The sequence below is a fragment of the Lactococcus muris genome (genome assembly GCF_042849115.1).
Lineage (GTDB): Bacteria > Bacillota > Bacilli > Lactobacillales > Streptococcaceae > Lactococcus > Lactococcus muris.
Genome location: NZ_BAAFQO010000017.1, coordinates 13,003 through 30,759 on the forward strand (window position 1 = coordinate 13,003; position 17,757 = coordinate 30,759).

A 17,757-nucleotide genomic window follows, 5' to 3' on the forward strand; every position below is an offset into this window, starting at 1 on the left:
TTAATATGCGGTCTTAAGACCCGGAGAAATATATGTCACTTAAAAATCTTGAAGATGTTACGTACTTTACGCTTAACAATCAAATCAATATACCTGTTAATGGCTCTATTCCTTTAGCAAAAGACAAGGAAGCTATCTCTGCTTTCTTCAAGGAAAACGTCAAACCAAACAGTTTCAAAAAAGATACTTACGCTGAAAAAATTGCGGCGCTTCTAGAAGAAGACTATCTGGAAGAAGACTTTATTAACAAGTATGAGATGAGCTTCATCGAACAACTTCACCAAGAATTGGTAGATTTTGGTTTTCGTTTTGATAGTTTTATGGCTGCCTATAAGTTCTACAATCAATATGCCATGAAGAACAATGAAGGCACGCTTTATCTCGAAGACTTTGAAGATCGTGTCCTGATGAACGCCCTCTATATGGCAGACGGAGATAAAAAGTTAGCACGTAATCTGGCATTTGCCATGCTTAACCGTCGCTATCAACCAGCTACGCCAACCTTCCTCAATGCAGGGCGTAAGCGCCGTGGTGAATTCGTCAGCTGTTTCCTTTTACAACTGACTGATGATATGAACTCGATTGGTCGTACCATCAACTCTGCCCTCCAACTTTCAAAAAATGGGGGTGGTGTTGGTCTTAATCTGAGCAACCTGCGTGGTGCTGGAGCTCCTATCAAGGGGTATGACGGTGTTGCAGCTGGTGTAGTTCCAGTTATGAAGCTTTTTGAAGATAGCTTCTCTTATGCTAACCAGCTTGGGCAACGTCAAGGCGCTGGTGTTGTTTATCTTTCGGTCTTCCACCCAGATATTATGGAATTTCTCTCTACAAAGAAAGAAAATGCGGATGAAAAGATCCGTGTGAAAACTTTGTCTCTCGGTGTAACCGTTCCAGATAAGTTCTACGAATTAGCCGCTAAAGGCGAAGACATGTATCTTTTTGAACCTTACTTCGTAGAAAAAGAATACGGTATGCCTTTTGCACATGTTGATATCACGGCTGAATACGACAACATGCTTGCTAATGATAATATTCGTAAAGTCAAAATCAGTGCACGCGAGCTAGAACAAGAGCTTTCTAAACTGCAACAAGAGTCAGGCTACCCTTACATCGTCAACATTGACACAGTAAACAAAGCAAACCCTGTAGACGGCGTTATCTCGATGAGTAATCTTTGTTCTGAAATTCTTCAAGTTCAAACTCCTTCTGTCTTGAATGATGACCAGACTTACGCAAAACTTGGTACTGACGTTGCTTGTAACTTAGGGTCAACAAATGTCATGAACATGATGACTTCTGGTGCAGACTTTGGCAGCTCGATCGAGTCAATGGTCCGCGCCCTAACTTTTATCTCGGAAACATCAAATCTTAACGCTGTACCTACAGTCCGTAAAGGTAATGATGAGATGCGTGCTATCGGTCTTGGCGCTATGGGGCTTCACTCCTTCCTTGCGAAAAATCATATTCACTATGACAGCAAGGCAGCTGTGGAGTTCACAAGTGTCTATTTCATGCTGCTGAACTACTATACCTTAGTCGCTTCAAACGTTCTTGCAATGGAACGTCAAGAAAGCTTCAAAGATTTTGAAAAATCTGCCTATGCAGACGGCTCTTACTTTGATAAATACCTTGAACACGATTACTTTGCAGCCGTATCGGAGGACATCCAAGCGCTCTTTGCTGATATCCCCGTACCTGGTCCTGCTGAATGGGCAGCCTTGAAAGAAAAGGTTATGCAAAATGGCCTTTATAATTCTTACCGAATGGCTGTTGCACCAAATGGTTCTATCTCTTACATCAATGATTGCTCTTCTTCTATTCACCCTATCGTCAATCGCATTGAAGAACGTCAAGAAAAGAAAGTCGGTAAGATTTACTACCCTGCGGCTGGCCTTTCAACAGATACCATTCCTTACTACAAATCAGCCTATGATACAGACATGCGTGCCGTGATTGATGTTTACGCTGCTGCAACTGAACATGTTGACCAAGGACTGTCTATGACCCTCTTCATGCGTTCAACCTTGCCGGAAGGTCTTTACGAGTGGAAAATTACGAACAACAAAATGACAACACGTGATTTGAGTATCTTGCGTAACTATGCCTACAACAAAGGAATCAAAACAATCTATTACGTCCGTACATTTACTGACGATGAAGCCGAAGTTGGCGCAAATCAATGTGAAAGCTGTGTTGTTTAAAAAAAGGAAGTACTATGTCTGAACAAAATAACCAAAAAGTCCCTACTTACTATGCAGCCATCAACTGGAATGCAATCGAGGACTCTATTGATAAATATACTTGGGAAAAACTGACCAGCCAGTTTTGGTTGGACACACGTGTCCCTGTTTCTAACGACCTTGATGATTGGCGCAAGCTACCGCAGGTTGAACGTGATACCTTTGCCAAAGCCTTCGCTGGATTGACTCTCTTGGATACTTTACAGTCTGTTGATGGAGCTGAGGTGCTTAAGCATGATGCACGCACCCCTCAAGAAATCGCGTGTTTCAACAATATTCAGTTTATGGAGTCCGTACATGCCAAGTCATACTCCACAATCTTCAGTACTTTAAATACAAAGTCAGAGATTGAAGAACTCTTTGACTGGGTCGATACGAATGTCTATATGCAAAAGAAAGCCAAAATTATCAATGACATCTACCAAAACGGCAGTGCGCTTCAAAAAAAGGTGGCCAGCGTTTTCCTTGAAACCTGCCTCTTCTACTCTGGTTTCTTTACGCCCCTTTGGTATCTGGGCAATAACAAGATGATTAACTCTGCAGAAATCATCAAACTCATCATTCGTGATGAAAGTGTCCACGGGACATACATTGGCTACAAGTTTCAACTGGGCTTCAACGAGCTGCCAGAAGAAGAACAAAGCGAACTTCGCGACTGGATGTATAACTTGCTTTACGAACTTTATGAAAACGAAGAAGCTTATACATACCTGCTCTATGATGAGATTGGTTGGACAGACGAAGTCTTGAAGTTCCTCCGTTACAATGCCAATAAAGCACTGATGAACTTAGGCCAAGACCCCCTCTTCCCAGATACAGCAGCTGATGTCAACTCTGTTGTGATGAACGGTATCTCTACATCTTCATCAAACCATGACTTCTTCAGTCAAGTCGGAAACTCTTACTTATTAGGCGAAGTTGAGCCTATGTCGGATGAGGACTACACCATTGGTATGAAGTAAAGGAAAAAAGTCAGAGACAAAGATAGAACATGTACTCACTCTGGTCTAAATACAAAAATAAAAACGCTCAACCTTGCTATTCACACGCAAGTTAAGCGTTTTTTTCGTTTATGGAACTTTTTTGCTTCCCTAGTTGGATTGATTGACGATAAGGGCAGGGCGGACACCTCTAGCTACTGTTGAGTAGTTCATGCTACCACTGCCATGTAAGCCGCCACCATACGGATTAGATTCACTTTCAGCAAACACACGCCAAGCACCGTTACCGCCAGCAGCTCCAGGAGTCCGAGTCCACCAACCATTATTTTCGCCAGCATTTCCTGCTACCCGTTCCGCACGACTCGGGAAAGCGCGTCCTGGTCCGGATAAACGAACCACATCTGCTAGAGAAAGTGCAAAGGCACGCGGGCTACCGCCTGAATTAACTTCCGTAATATCTGCTGCTGCATCAGGGAACTCCCCGAGATTGACAGGTAGCCATCGCCAATTTCCAGGAGCATAACCCCCGCCTGGTCTCCAATGTAATTCTCCCTCCGCAAGATTTCCTGTATTAAAAGCATCTGATACAGGCTGAACCATAGCTTGAACTGTTGGATTAAGAGCTCCATACCAGTCGTTAAGCGCATTATTTTGACCGTTAAAGGTTGTATTTGGAATCATCTCATTCCGAATAATCATATGGTTATTCCCCATATTTTCAAGGTAGAGATACTGCTCATTAGCCATGGTGAAGATAGTCCCCGGTGCCATGATACTAAAGTTGATTTGGTCGGGTTGGACATTATCATCTGGTCCCGGGTTCCCCCAGTTGTTATCGATAGAACCGTTCTGTACGGCTGTCAGGAAGTCTGACAAGTCACCATGATGTGTATAGTTTGGATCTGCAGTCAAGAAGTCATTGATACGGTCAGGACTGATCAATTGCCCGTCCACATGGATACCGTAGTAATATTCTCCCGGGATATTGTCTGCCGCTGCGGTCATCTGTGCTGCATCCAAGAGGTAAGAAGTGGTCTCTCCTGCTTGAAGTTGGTTCGCCCAGTAAGCCCAGCCTGTTTGGTGGTCAATCACCCAGAAGTTCCCGACTTTCAGGTTATTAGGCAAGGCTGCCCACTGGCTCATGGTCATCGGGGCACGGTCTTGTTGCAGGTTTTGGGCTGCATCATGGGTGACTTCTTCTCCCGGCCAAACTGGTCCGCTGTTGTCAAAGCTGTCGCCAGAGGACCAGTAGGCATCTGTACCGTCTCCGGGGTGTGTGGCGCCATCTGTGACACCGTCTGTGGCTGTACTTGTGATCCAGTCACGGGCATGTCCTGCGGCTGCTGTCATCAGGTCTTGGTTGTCTCGGTTGAAGGTAGGCATGAACCATGGGGCATCTTGACCTGAGCGGCTCCAACCAAAGGTCAGGTTGGCGTAGGTGTTGAAGGCGGCCGAGTCGCCTACACGGGTGTTGAGATTGGTCTCTGAGGGACGCATGACGGTCCAAGTGTTCACTTGGTCACGGATGGTACCGTTCACTATAGGGGTGAAGTCTGTATCTCCTACTGAGCGTTTCTCCATGAACTCGGAGAGGCGGATACGGGCCATGAGGGGCACATTGCCATAGTTCTCCACGAAGACGTCCTTGTTTTCCGTGTCACGGTTGTAGTAGTCGTGGACACGGCCTCCGGGGATATTTTCTCGGATGCGGTCATTGATGGCCCGCTGGTTGAAGGCTTGGAAGGCGAAGGTGCCGCCTACCAAGAGCAATAAGAGGGACAGGAGCGCGAGGTTGCGCAGCCGCCGCTGGTTTTTCTTTTCTGGTGTCATAAACTCCTCCTTTGACGTAACGTGTGGTTTAGATTTTCATTACAATAGAATTTCTAATGTTACGTTTACTTTCTGAGTCTATAGTATAAAAAAAAAAAGGTCAAATGAAATGAGTGTTTGATGAGAAAAAAAGGGGGGGCTTACCGACTCAAAAAAATCCGTCAGCTCTACTCCCTCTGACGGCAACAGGTAAAAAATGAAAAAAGCTTAAGCAGATTCTTACCACCACTGCTTAAGCTCTATTTTTTTATTATATTTAAACTTTTAAGAAACGACGCATCGAAGTGACTGCTCCAAGTGAGCCAATCAAGATTCCGATGAGGAAAAGCAAACCAATCATCATTGGGACAAAACTTTGTGCAGGCAAGAGGTATAAACTCTGTGACTTCAAGCTTGGCGTAAAGCTTGAAAACGCAAGATTATAAAGCCAAGCAATTAAAGCACTCGGAAGAATTGCTCCAAGCAGTCCAACCCAAGCTCCTTCAAGGAAGAAAGGCCAACGGATATAACCGTTGCGTGCCCCAACCAGTCGCATGATTTGGATTTCACGCTGGCGTGACATGATGGTGATACGAATTGTATTTGAAATGAGGAAAACGGCAACCAAAATGAGAAGTGCTGCAGCTGCCCCGCCCCAAATCTTAACATTATTTCCTAAAGCAAGGATACGTTCTGTATTGGCACCACCATAGTTAGCAGATTGGATACCTTCTATCTTTTCAATAGACTGAGCAACTTTTTCTACATCCTGTGGGTTATCCGCTTCGACAATATAGGCATCGTAGAGAGGATTAGCATCGCCCTGGAAAAGAGACCACGCATTCCCCAATGTTTCTGTCAATTGCTTAAGCTGCTCATCCTTACTTGAAAACTCAACTGAACGGATGGCTGGAATTTTTTCAATTTCTGAATAAATTTTTCGATAGTTGGGGTTATCGATTTTTTTATTAGCATTCTTGGGATCTTCTATTTGCTTGTCCATATCATGAACGTTCAATTCCATATATGCAACAACACGAACATTTTTTTCAATATCGCTTGATAACTTCGCTGTATTTAAAATAACGGATAAGAAAATTCCTACCAATGTCAAAGTAATCATGACAGAAGAAACTGCTGCCACAGTCATCCAGCCATTACGGCGAAGATTTTTCAGCGATTCTAACAAATGTTTAAAGAAATTTCTAATCATCGTAACCGTAATCTCCTTCCGCTTGGTCTCGAACGATACGACCATTTTCAATAGCAACAACACGGTGACGTAATGTATTTACAATTTGACTGTTGTGTGTTGCCATCAAAATAGTCGTCCCTTGCAGGTTAATCTTTTCCAACAAGTTCATGATTTCCCATGAGTTTTCCGGATCCAAGTTTCCTGTAGGCTCATCAGCAATTAAAAGCTTTGGTGCATTGGCAATAGAACGCGCAATGGCAACACGCTGTTGCTCACCACCTGAAAGCTCATCAGGGAATGAACGCAACTTGTGCTTAAGACCAACAAGATCTAAAACTTCATTGACACGCTTTTTGATTTCGCGTGGACGTTTACCAACAACTTCCATCGCATAAGCGATATTTTCATATACTGTTTTCTTAGGTAAAAGCTTGTAGTCTTGGAAGACAACGCCAACAGAACGACGCAATAAAGGAACATCACGACGTTTAAGTTTCATCAAGTCAAATTTAGCAACAATACCTGTTCCTTTGTCAATTTTTAGCTCATGATAAAGTAGCTTGATAAAGGTCGACTTACCAGCTCCAGACGGACCAACAATATAAACAAACTCTCCTGCTTCTATATCAAGAGAAATGTTACGTAATGCTGTCGTTCCGTTAGAGTACTTTTTTGATACATTATTTAATTTAATAATATTCATTATCTTTAGTCTCCATTGAATTGTTTTGCAACTTCTTTTCTATGTCATTCTAAACAGATAGAACTAAGAAAATCCTTTTATAAGGAGTTTACGACTCCAAAAAAGCAAAGGTCTTCTCATTATACCAGATAAAAAGATTTTTAGGTATAAATTACATTACTGATTTTCCGAAAAGTTACAAAAAACTTTCTAAAACATTACTCATCTACATTTTCCAACGCAGATAGGCGTGGATAAATCCATCCAAATCACCATCCATTACCTTGTCAATTTGTCCGGTTTCATGTTCTGTTCTGGTATCTTTAACTAACTGGTAGGGCATAAAAACATAGGAGCGAATCTGACTTCCCCATGAAATATCTGCTTGATCTCCACGGAGTTCATCAACTTCCGCTTGTTTCTTGTCCATTTCTAGCTGATAAAGTTTAGACTTCAGCATAGCCATAGCTTTATCACGGTTTCCATACTGTGTCCGATCCATAGTAGAGGCAACAACGATTCCTGTAGGAATGTGTGTTAGACGTACTCCTGTAGAAACTTTATTGACATTCTGGCCACCTGCACCGCCTGAGCGGAAGGTGTCCATCTTGATATCCGCATCACGCACATCTACTTCGACTGTATCATCAAGCTCTGGCATAACATCTACAGACGTGAACGAAGTATGACGACGATTTTGTGAATCGAAAGGAGATATACGCACTAGACGATGTACCCCTTTTTCACCACGTAAAAAGCCGTAAGCATTGCGGCCCTCAAATTTTAATGTAGCTGATTTTAAACCAGCTACATCACCGTCTTGATAATCCAAAATTTCAACTTTGAAGCCATGAGCAGCGCCCCAGCGTTCATACATACGCATAAGCATACTGCCCCAGTCTTGAGACTCTGTTCCCCCTGACCCTGGATGAATTTCCAAAATTGCATTCATATGGTCATAGGGTTGATTGAGCATGATTTCTAATTCATAAGTTTCAATCTTCTTGTCCAGTTTTTCGATATTTTCTTCAAGTTCAGCCTGCATATCTTCATCAGTTTCTTCTTGAAGCATCTCCAACAAGACCTCGCTGTCTTCATGCAGTCTTGCAATAGACATGAAGTTTTCGTACTTAGCCTTAAGTGCATTAGATTCATCAATAACTTTTTGAGCTGCATCATTATCATCCCAAAAGTCTGGCTCTGCCATATCATTATCAAGCAAAGCAATTTCTTCTTCTAGACGATCTAGGTCAAGCGAACTACGAAAGTCCTCGACTTTCTGCCCATAAGACTCTAGCTTGTTTCTCATTTCAGATAGTTCCATAAGCTCCATTTTATCATATTTGTCCCAAAAAAGACAGTAGACCAAATGCTGCTCACGGAATATTCACAGAACATGAGAGACTCGCCTAAGTTTCAACAATGTTCAAAAGAATAAAAGCGTTGAACAATATTATCGTTTGATTGTTTCGCTTAGCCTCCTTTTTGCCATACTGACAAAAATTTTATTGGCTGTGAAAATGACGTTAATGCTACTCTCTTTCCCTTCGTCTGATTCTGTGCTTATTTTCTAGTTTTTCAATAGCCCATTCTGCTGCATCAACCATATAATCTCGAACATCATTTTCCGCAATATCGTGTAATTTAGGCAAAGCTGTGCGATCATTAGCATTAGCCAGTGCATAAATGGCATTACGTTGAATTGGATTTTTTCCTCGCCAGCTTCCAGCCATATTTCCAAATTTATCTGTGAAGGCCTTGTTGGACAAGTCCAAGAGTGGGAGTAACTCAGGGTTTGTCAATTCGGGATCCGGTTCCATTTCTGGATGAAAATGACTATTTATCCCCTTATTATAGGGACATACAACTTGACATATATCGCAACCATAGATGACGGTTTTAATTTTTTCACGAAACTCCTCTGGCATTGCTCCACGCGTTTGAGTCTGATAAGACAAACAGCGCTGTGCATTAAGTCTCCCATCTCCTAATAGAGCACTTGTTGGGCAAAAATCCACACAGCGCGTGCAAGAACCGCACCCGTAGTCTACAGGCTGGTCCGCCTCAATCTCTAAGTTTGTCACTAACTCCCCTAAAAACAGCCAGGAACCATATTCCTTGCTCACGAGTAGGCCATTTTTTCCGATAAATCCAAGACCAGCACGCGCAGCTACTGCCACATCAATTAGAGCCCCTGTATCGACCATTGCTTTATAATTAAAAGAGCCCGCCAACTGCTCTATTCCTTCAGCTAAAGCTTTTAATTTTTTCTGTAAGACATGGTGATAATCTTCACCCCAGCTGCCTCGTGAAAAGGAGCCACGACGAAAGCCCGTCTTTTTCGGCTTACTCTCAGCTTTATTGGGATAGGCTATACCAATCGATATAATCGTTTTTGCATCTTCCAAAGACAACTTAGGTTGCAGACGTTCATCAAGATTTTTATGTTCAAATCCTGATGTATGGCCCGCTTCCTTTTGTTCAATCAAAGACGCACGAAGATACTCAAAATCATCCGCTTTGCTAAAGCCAATTTTCTGAATATTAAGTTCTGCCGCAAGTTTCTGGATTTCTTCTTTTAAACTTTTCATCGCTTCACCCTTTCTTTATACTCATCTTAACATAATTTCTAACAGCAGTTTCAATAATTATGTTAAAATAAGCCTTAGATTATTAAGAAACATGGAGTAAGATATGGCTTTCGACGGTATTTTTTTACATCATATGACAGCTGAAATTTCCGAAATCCTCAAAGGAGGACGGATCCAAAAAATCAATCAGCCATTTGAACAAGAACTTCTTTTAACTATACGTTCAGGACGAGTTTCACATAAACTATTACTTTCAGCACATCCAACCTTTGGACGCATTCAAATCACAAAGACCGAATTTCAAAATCCACAAAATCCCAATAATTTTGTCATGATTTTGCGTAAATATCTTTCTGGAGCCTTTATTGAAAATATAGAGCAAGTAGGCAATGATCGTCAACTGATTTTTCATATCTCAACCAAAGATGAGATTGGTGATTCTATGCAGATTGCACTGGTTGCCGAAATTATGGGGAAACACAGCAACATTATTCTCATGGATAAAAGCAGCAATAAAATCATCGAAACCATTAAACACGTGGGCTTTTCACAAAACCAGTACCGAACGCTCCTTCCCGGTTCAACTTACATTGCACCACCTGCAACAGACAAAATAGATCCTTTCCACGCATCAGATGAAAAGATTTTTGAAGCACTGCAAACACACAAGCTTCAAAGCACTTTCCAAGGTATCGGTCGTGATAGTCTTCAAGCCTTGGAAGGATTGACACTTCCTGAGTTTAAGGAAAAACTCTATACAGTTTTTCCGTCTATTTATCCCAATGATAAGTTTTCCGCTATCAAATTAAACGAAAACTATCAAACCTTTTCCAGTTTGTCTGAGATGCTTGATGTGTACTATGCGGATAAAGCTGGACGTGATCGTGTAAAGCAGGTTGCAAGCGAAGTCATAAAAAAAGTTCAAAATGAACTCAAAAAAAATCGTGACAAACTAAAGAAGCAAGAAGCTGAACTACGTGCAACTGAAAATGCCGAAATTTTTCGCCAAAAAGGCGAACTATTGACAACATTTCTGCATCAAGTCCCTAACGATAAACCTAAGGTAACACTTGATAATTACTATACAAATAAGCCCATTACAATTAGCCTCAATCTCGCACTCACTCCCTCACAAAATGCACAGCGCTACTTTCACCGCTATCAAAAACTAAAACAGGCCGTGAAATTCTTAGATGAGCAAATCAAAAACACCAAACAAACTATTGCTTATCTCGAATCTGTTGAAGCTAACCTCACCCATGCTGATGTGGTTGAAATTACAGATATTCGTGAGGAGTTAATCCAGACAGGATTCATTAAAGCCAGACATCGCAACAATAAAAAGCAAAAAATGCTTCCACCAGAAAAGTATCAGGCAGAGGACGGTACGATTATTTTGGTAGGAAAGAACAATCTCCAAAATGAACAAGTCAGTTTCAAGCTCAGCCGTAAAGGAGATCTTTGGTTCCACGTTAAAGATATTCCTGGCTCGCATGTGTTAATCACTGGCAATCCTAACCCTTCTGACGAAACCATTACTTTCGCCGGAGAACTCGCCGCATATTTCTCCAAAGCGCGTTATTCTAACCTCGTCCAGGTTGATATGATTGATGTTAAGAAACTCCATAAGCCAACAGGAACTCCTCCTGGTTTTGTGACTTACACAGGGCAAAAAACCATTCGTGTCACTCCAGATGAAGCGCGAGTCAAAAAGGCAAGAATAAAGTAAAAGTTCATAAATATTTTTGTGAATTTTTCTTTACCTTTCCAATATTTTTGTATGTTTGTAAAAATTGTCAAAATTCCTTTGAAATACGGAAATTTTTGACATCTTGCGAAGGCATTTTATACTTTGATACAGAAAGTTCTTTATAAAAGCCCTTTTATTTGTTATAATAAAATGTAATTATTTTGTCTGAAGTGTAGTTATATTGGGGCTTTCAGTAAGTTTCTCTTTTTAATTTTAACTTTAGTCATTATGCCATAAAATTTTTTAGAAGGAGCCGCCATGGCCAACGAAAATGTTATCCAAATGATTAACGTTACCAAAAAGTTTGGTGACTTTGTCGCAAATGACAAGATCAACTTGGAGCTGAAAAAAGGTAAAATTCATGCTTTGCTCGGCGAAAATGGTGCCGGTAAATCAACTTTGATGAACATGCTCTCTGGTCTTCTGGAACCTACAGAAGGTGAGATTCATGTTAACGGCAAACTTGAGCAAATAGACTCCCCGACAAAAGCTTCACAGCTTGGTATCGGTATGGTGCATCAACACTTTATGCTGATTGATGCCTTTACCGTTACTGAAAACATCATGCTGGGAAGTGAAGTAACAAAAGGTTTAAGCCTTGACCTAAAAACAGCTCGAAACAAGATTGTTGAATTGTCTAAACGTTATGGACTTGCTGTCGAACCAGATGCGCTTGTTCGCGATATATCTGTCGGACAACAGCAACGCGTAGAGATACTGAAAACACTTTATCGTGGCGCAGATATCTTAATTTTTGATGAGCCCACAGCCGTGTTGACCCCATCTGAAATCACTGAACTCATGTCTATCATGCGTAACTTGGTTAAGGAAGGTAAGTCTATTATCCTTATCACACACAAGCTTGATGAGATTCGTGCTGTAGCAGACCGTATTACCGTTATTCGTCGTGGTGTTTCTATTGAAACTGTTGAGCTTGGTGACAAGTCAAACAAAGAACTTGCTGAAATGATGGTAGGCCGTTCTGTTTCGTTCAAAACAGAGAAAGAAGCTGCAAATCCCCAGGATATCGTGCTTTCCATAGACAACATCTCCGTTAAAGAAAAACGTGGCTCTTTTGCTGTTAAGGGCCTTTCTCTAGATGTACGTGCTGGTGAAATCGTCGGACTTGCAGGTATTGACGGAAATGGTCAAACCGAATTAGTCAAAGCAATCACAGGTTTAATGAAAATTGACTCTGGTTCTGTTAAACTCAAAGGAAAAGATATCACAACGCATAAGCCACGTAAAATTATCGAAGATTCTGTTGGACATGTTCCCGAAGACCGTCATCGTGATGGTGCTATCCTTGAAATGACTGTTGCAGAAAACATTGCTCTTCAAACTTACTATAAAGCCCCATTAAGTAAATACGGTTTCCTCGACTACAACAAAATCAACGCCAAGGCCCGTGAACTCATGGAAGAATTTGACGTTCGTGGTGCTAGCGAGCTCATTCCTTTCAAATCACTCTCAGGAGGAAACCAGCAAAAAGCTGTTATTGCGCGTGAAATTGACCGTAATCCTGATTTACTCATTGTCGCTCAACCAACGCGTGGACTTGATGTTGGTGCCATCGAATACATCCACAAGCGCTTGATTCAAGCACGTGATGAAGGTAAAGCAGTTCTCGTTGTTTCTTTTGAACTCGATGAAATCCTTAACGTTTCTGACCGTATTGCTGTAATTCATGACGGACAAATCCAAGGGATTGTAAATCCTGAAACCACAAGCAAACAAGAGCTAGGAATTCTTATGGTCGGAGGTAATATTAATGAACAGCAAAACTAAAAAAATTCTTGTGCCTGTCATTGCCGTTCTTTCGGGTTTTGCGATTGGTGCAATCATCATGCTCCTCTTCGGATTTAATCCCATTTATGGTTACGAAGATTTAATTATCGGTGCCTTTGGTACGCCACGTGCTATTGGTGAAACACTTCAAACAATGGGACCTTTAATCCTTTGTGCCTTAGGTTTTTCAGTAGGTATGAAGGCTGGGCTCTTCAACATTGGTATGTCCGGCCAAGCTCTCGCTGGTTGGATTATGTCCATGTGGTTCGCTTTAAGCTTCCCTGATATCCCAAAACCGATAATGCTTCCTTTAGTAATCATTATCGGAATGTTCTTTGGTGCGCTCATGGGTGCTATTCCTGGTATCTTGCGCGCTTTTCTCGGGACGTCAGAAGTTATCACTACAATCATGCTTAACTATGTCATCCTCTTCATGTCAACATTCTTGATTCATGATGTCTTTAGTTCAAAGATTATGATGCCAAACTCAAGTGACCAAACACAATTAATCAGTTCAAATGCTTCCTTCCGTACAGCCTGGCTGTCTGATTTAACTAATAATTCTACCTTGAACATTGGGCTCTTCATTGCCCTAATCGTTCTGATTATTATGGCTATTGTCCTTTCAAAAACAACACTTGGTTTCGAAATCAAGGCAGTGGGATTAAACCCAGATGCTTCTGAATATGCAGGAATTTCAGCCAAACGTACCATCATCATGTCTATGATAGTAGCTGGTGCTCTCTCAGGTCTTGGTGGTGTCGTTTACGGTTTCGGATATATGCAAAACTTCGTGACTCAGTCAGTAACACTTGATATTGGTTTCAACGGTATGGCTGTTGCCCTCTTGGGCGAAACAAACCCAGTAGGAATCCTGTTTGCTGCTTTCTTATTCTCAATGCTTCAAACAGGTTCAGGTAACATGAGTAATATTGATAATATTCCACCACAAATTGTACAAATCGTGACAGCTACAATCATCTTCTTTATCGCCGTTAAATTTATTATCGAAAAGGTTCTCCCAAATGTTAAGAAGAAAGGAGAAAAAGCATAATGAATATTGTGGATACACTACAAATTATAGTTGCAAATATGCTCATTTACTCAACACCCTTAATTTTCACAAGTATTGGTGGCGTTTTCTCCGAACGTGGCGGTATTGTCAACGTCGGGTTAGAAGGAATTATGACAATGGGGGCATTCAGTTCTGTTGTCTTTAACCTCGCTCTCAGTGAAAGCTTCGGCGATCTCACACCTTGGTTGGGTATTCTCTTTGGAGCATTTGTTGGTGGTATTTTCTCTCTCATCCATGCTGTTGCGACGATTAACTTCCGTGCCGATCATATCGTGTCTGGTACTGTCCTTAACTTGATGGCACCTGCACTTGGCGTTTTCTTGATTCAAACCTTCTACCACGCAGGTCAAGTCAACATCAGCAACCAAATCGGTTACTGGAATTTCCCCCTCCTATCGAAAATTCCAGTGATTGGACAAATATTTTTCTCACAAACTTCACTACCAGGTTTCATTGCAATTCTTGTTGCCTTTCTTTCTTGGTATATTCTCTTTAAAACAAAATTCGGTCTCCGCCTTCGCTCTGTAGGTGAAAATCCCCAAGCAGCAGATACCTTAGGTATTAATGTCTACCTTATGCGTTACTCTGGCGTAATCATCTCTGGTATCCTCGGTGGTATCGGTGGGGCTATCTACGCACAGTCTATCTCAGGAAACTTCTCTGTAGCGACTATTGCTGGGCAAGGCTTTATCTCATTAGCAGCGATGATTTTTGGTAAGTGGAATCCTATTGGAGCAATGCTTGCCTCTCTTCTCTTCGGCCTCTCAACATCACTGGCTGTAGTAGGTGGACAAATCCCTGTTATTAAAGAAATACCTTCTGCTTTCCTTCAGATGGCGCCATACGTTGTAACTATCATCGTTCTTGCTGCCTTCCTTGGAAAAGCTGTTGCCCCTAAAGCTGATGGTGTCAACTATATCAAAACAAAATAAGACAAAAAAGCATTTCAAGTCTGAAATGCTTTTTTTGTATTCTTGTAAGACTACGGAGTTTTCTACAGCCTCTTCATTTATCTCATCATTCTGGATGGTTACTTATTTATTTTTGAAATAAGTTTTTTGAGGAAATAAACAAGTGTGATGATTAAAACAAGTGTTACTATAAAGATAATGCTGACTAGGATCAATTATTATAAACCACTATTCTATTCGAATTATCTAGCCTTACTCGGACCCATCCTGTCCAAGAAACTATATGAAGAGGTTCTATTGATACCCTTTCTGCATAGCCATTGACACTACAAAATGGTAAAAAGGCTGAACATAAGGCTAGTATACCACTTAACTCTATGATTATTTTTTTCATAAATACCTTTCTTTTTATGTTCTTCTATATTTTACAACTCAACCTCCTTTATAAATTAATATTTTCTGTAAAAAAATCCCTTACAAATGTATTATACCCTAAGATTTAGGCGAAAAATTAAATTATGCCAAATATGTCCTATTTTATCAATTTTTCATAATTTTCCTGATACCACTCTTTCATAAGTCCATTTTGCTTAAGGGACATGTCACAGACCTCCTGCATTATCAGTTTGTATTTTTCTTCTCCTGTTTCTCTATAGCTATATAAACTTTCTACAAAATGATAGGTCGTCTTAGTTAGCTCATCCGACTCCTGTAAAAACTCCTTGGAAAAATCTAAAAAATATCTTGCTGCTATAGATTTTTTTCTTTTTATTCGAGACAGTGCAATTTTCAGTCCAGCTAGTGCTAATCGTCGTTGACAAAAAAAGCGATCCTCAAAGAAATATTTTAAACTTAGAATATCTGTACATATCAGTTTTAGATTACTTGAACTCAAGAGATATGCGGTATGCTGAAAAACAAAGAGTTCGTAATTTGTCCATAAATCTACTGTCATGAAGAAACCCTCCAGTTCCCTAATCTCCTCACAAGAAATCTCCTCTAAAAGCACTTTGACACTCAGGGATAAAAGCAAAAATCTCCTACATTCTTTCGTTTCAAGATAAAATTTTTGGAGAACAGCCTTATCTCCCTTATAATATGCACAATCAATTTCTTGAAGCAAAGCGCCAAAAGGCTCTTCTGCTCCCTTATTGAGCAAAAAACTATAATCTTGTAGACTAATATCCATCTCTTGCAACATGGCATATATCATGTCAAACCCCAACATGATTATACTTGCCTCAAATAGTTTAATCTGATGGCTTGTCACTGGAATATCTGAAAAATCTTGGAGGGAAAAGCCTCTTTGCTCTCTTAATCTCTTGAATACTTTTCCATACCTTGGATATATTTTTTTATCAAGTGTTGCATGATAAAAATCATCTAAACTAAAATCTAACCTCTGCAATAATGCTTCCAACTTAGATATGGGAAAATCAGTTTCTCCTTTTTCATACCTTGTCAAAGTCCTCCGAGGTACAATATCTTCCATTTCCTTTAAGGATACCTTTCTCGCTTTTCTTATTCTCTGGAAAATTTCTCCATAATTCATAGCAGTCATTTATCTTATATTTCTATCTCTTTCCATACATTTTTACTTTCCTATACTTTAATACGCAAAAAATTGATAAAAATAACAAAAAAACACCCAAATACTGAGCATTTTTTCGATAAATACTAATTTTTAGCAGCTGATGCAAATTCTTCTTTAGAGAAAGCTTCGTCCAAAATTTCTTTAAGCTGTTTAGCTGAAGCTTGCATTTTTTGCAATTCAGCGTCGTTCAATGGGATGTTTACTGGGCGAACGATACCTTTATCACCAACGATAGCTGGTTGACCAATGTAAAGATCTTCAACGCCTTCATATTGCCCCTCTTGGAAAGTTGAGAGTGGCAATACAGCATTTTCATTGTCAAGGATAGCTTTAGTGATACGTGCTAAAGCTACAGCGATACCATAGAAAGTTGCACCTTTTTTCTCAATGATAGAGTAGGCAGCATCTCGAACTGATTCGAAAAGTTCAACCAGTTCTTCTTCTTTGACTCCTCGACTGTCTTTAAGGAATTCTTCAAGATTAACACCAGCAACGTTAGCATGTGACCATACAGCAAACTCTGAATCTCCGTGCTCACCCATGATATAAGCATGAACTGAACGAGCATCAATATCAAGTTTTTCTGCCAAGGCTTGGCGGAAACGCGCAGAGTCAAGTGATGTTCCTGAACCAATGACGCGTTCTTTAGGGAAACCAGAGAATTTCCATGTTGCATAAGTCAAAATATCAACAGGGTTAGCAGCAACAAGGAAGATACCATCAAAGCCAGAAGCCACAATCTCAGTAACCACTTGTTTAGTGATACGCAAGTTTTTCTCAACGAGATCTAAACGCGTTTCACCTGGTTTTTGTGGAGCACCAGAAGTCAACACAACCAAGTCAGCATCATGGGCATCTGAATAATCCGCAGAGTAGATTTTTTTAGGAGAAGTAAACGCAAGTGCGTGTGAAAGGTCTTCTGCATCACCTTGTGTTTTTTCTTTGAAAATATCTACGATACCCAATTCTTGCGCAATTCCTTGGTTTACAAGTGAAAAAGCATAGCTTGAACCTACGGCACCATCACCAACGAGGATAACTTTTTTATGTTGTTTAGTCATAATAATTTCATTCCTTTCCTGAATGCAATAATAATGTTTACTGTACTATTATAGCATTTTTTCACAATCCTGTCACATTAGAAAGTGATATATATCACATTGTAACGCTTACATTTTAAT

13 protein-coding genes are annotated in these 17,757 nt (G+C 40.6%); 6 read left to right on the plus strand and 7 right to left on the minus strand.

Annotation, left to right across the window (positions count from 1 at the left end):
* Positions 1-32 precede the first annotated feature (32 nt).
* The gene (gene nrdE, locus ACGHCK_RS09645; protein ID WP_251422265.1) at positions 33-2,201 is read left to right on the plus strand and encodes a class 1b ribonucleoside-diphosphate reductase subunit alpha; all 2,169 of its coding nucleotides are present in this window, start codon (positions 33-35) and stop codon (positions 2,199-2,201) included.
* A 14-nt stretch (positions 2,202-2,215) separates the two neighbouring features.
* The gene (nrdF, locus tag ACGHCK_RS09650; protein WP_271328333.1) at positions 2,216-3,202 is read left to right on the plus strand and encodes a class 1b ribonucleoside-diphosphate reductase subunit beta; all 987 of its coding nucleotides are present in this window, start codon (positions 2,216-2,218) and stop codon (positions 3,200-3,202) included.
* Between the two features lie 129 nt (positions 3,203-3,331).
* Here nrdF and ACGHCK_RS09655 read toward each other — a convergent pair whose 3' ends face one another.
* The 5 genes from ACGHCK_RS09655 to queG form a co-directional block, all read right to left on the minus strand.
* Positions 3,332-5,011 carry a hypothetical protein gene (locus ACGHCK_RS09655; RefSeq protein ID WP_394304543.1) on the minus strand — a complete coding sequence of 560 codons (1,680 nt, stop codon included), beginning with the start codon at positions 5,009-5,011 and terminating at the stop codon, positions 3,332-3,334.
* Positions 5,012-5,267: 256 nt separating this feature from the next.
* Positions 5,268-6,203, minus strand: a complete 936-nt coding sequence (ftsX, locus tag ACGHCK_RS09660) for a permease-like cell division protein FtsX (protein WP_251422260.1) — start codon at positions 6,201-6,203, stop codon at positions 5,268-5,270.
* Positions 6,196-6,888 carry a cell division ATP-binding protein FtsE gene (gene ftsE / locus ACGHCK_RS09665; protein WP_251422258.1) on the minus strand — a complete coding sequence of 231 codons (693 nt, stop codon included), beginning with the start codon at positions 6,886-6,888 and terminating at the stop codon, positions 6,196-6,198. Before ftsE ends, ftsX begins: the two co-directional genes overlap by 8 nt.
* A gap of 205 nt (positions 6,889-7,093) precedes the next feature.
* Positions 7,094-8,191 carry a peptide chain release factor 2 gene (prfB, locus tag ACGHCK_RS09670; protein WP_202230988.1) on the minus strand — a complete coding sequence of 366 codons (1,098 nt, stop codon included), beginning with the start codon at positions 8,189-8,191 and terminating at the stop codon, positions 7,094-7,096.
* Between the two features lie 208 nt (positions 8,192-8,399).
* The gene (queG, locus tag ACGHCK_RS09675) at positions 8,400-9,458 is read right to left on the minus strand and encodes a tRNA epoxyqueuosine(34) reductase QueG (RefSeq protein ID WP_251422255.1); all 1,059 of its coding nucleotides are present in this window, start codon (positions 9,456-9,458) and stop codon (positions 8,400-8,402) included.
* 103 nt (positions 9,459-9,561) lie between these two features.
* On the opposite strand from queG, the gene ACGHCK_RS09680 reads away from it, so the two are divergent.
* The 4 genes from ACGHCK_RS09680 to ACGHCK_RS09695 all read left to right on the plus strand — a co-directional run bounded on the left by ACGHCK_RS09680 (position 9,562) and on the right by ACGHCK_RS09695 (position 15,003).
* Positions 9,562-11,187: an Rqc2 family fibronectin-binding protein gene (locus tag ACGHCK_RS09680; RefSeq protein WP_251422252.1), complete on the plus strand. Its 1,626-nt coding sequence runs from the start codon at positions 9,562-9,564 to the stop codon at positions 11,185-11,187.
* Between the two features lie 279 nt (positions 11,188-11,466).
* Positions 11,467-12,996: an ABC transporter ATP-binding protein gene (locus tag ACGHCK_RS09685; RefSeq protein ID WP_271328273.1), complete on the plus strand. Its 1,530-nt coding sequence runs from the start codon at positions 11,467-11,469 to the stop codon at positions 12,994-12,996.
* The gene (locus tag ACGHCK_RS09690; RefSeq protein WP_202230984.1) at positions 12,980-14,050 is read left to right on the plus strand and encodes an ABC transporter permease; all 1,071 of its coding nucleotides are present in this window, start codon (positions 12,980-12,982) and stop codon (positions 14,048-14,050) included. Before ACGHCK_RS09685 ends, ACGHCK_RS09690 begins: the two co-directional genes overlap by 17 nt.
* Entirely contained in the window at positions 14,050-15,003 is a 954-nt protein-coding gene (locus ACGHCK_RS09695) for an ABC transporter permease (RefSeq protein WP_202230983.1), read from the plus strand. The genes ACGHCK_RS09690 and ACGHCK_RS09695 overlap by 1 nt, the downstream gene beginning before the upstream one ends.
* A gap of 511 nt (positions 15,004-15,514) precedes the next feature.
* On the opposite strand, the gene ACGHCK_RS09700 is transcribed toward ACGHCK_RS09695, so the two are convergent.
* Together ACGHCK_RS09700 and ACGHCK_RS09705 are read right to left on the minus strand one after the other, a co-directional pair.
* On the minus strand, positions 15,515-16,543 hold the full coding sequence (locus ACGHCK_RS09700) for an Rgg family transcriptional regulator (RefSeq protein WP_271328272.1): 1,029 nt from the start codon (positions 16,541-16,543) through the stop codon (positions 15,515-15,517).
* A gap of 116 nt (positions 16,544-16,659) precedes the next feature.
* Positions 16,660-17,643, minus strand: a complete 984-nt coding sequence (locus tag ACGHCK_RS09705; RefSeq protein ID WP_202230991.1) for an L-lactate dehydrogenase — start codon at positions 17,641-17,643, stop codon at positions 16,660-16,662.
* Positions 17,644-17,757 lie beyond the last annotated feature (114 nt).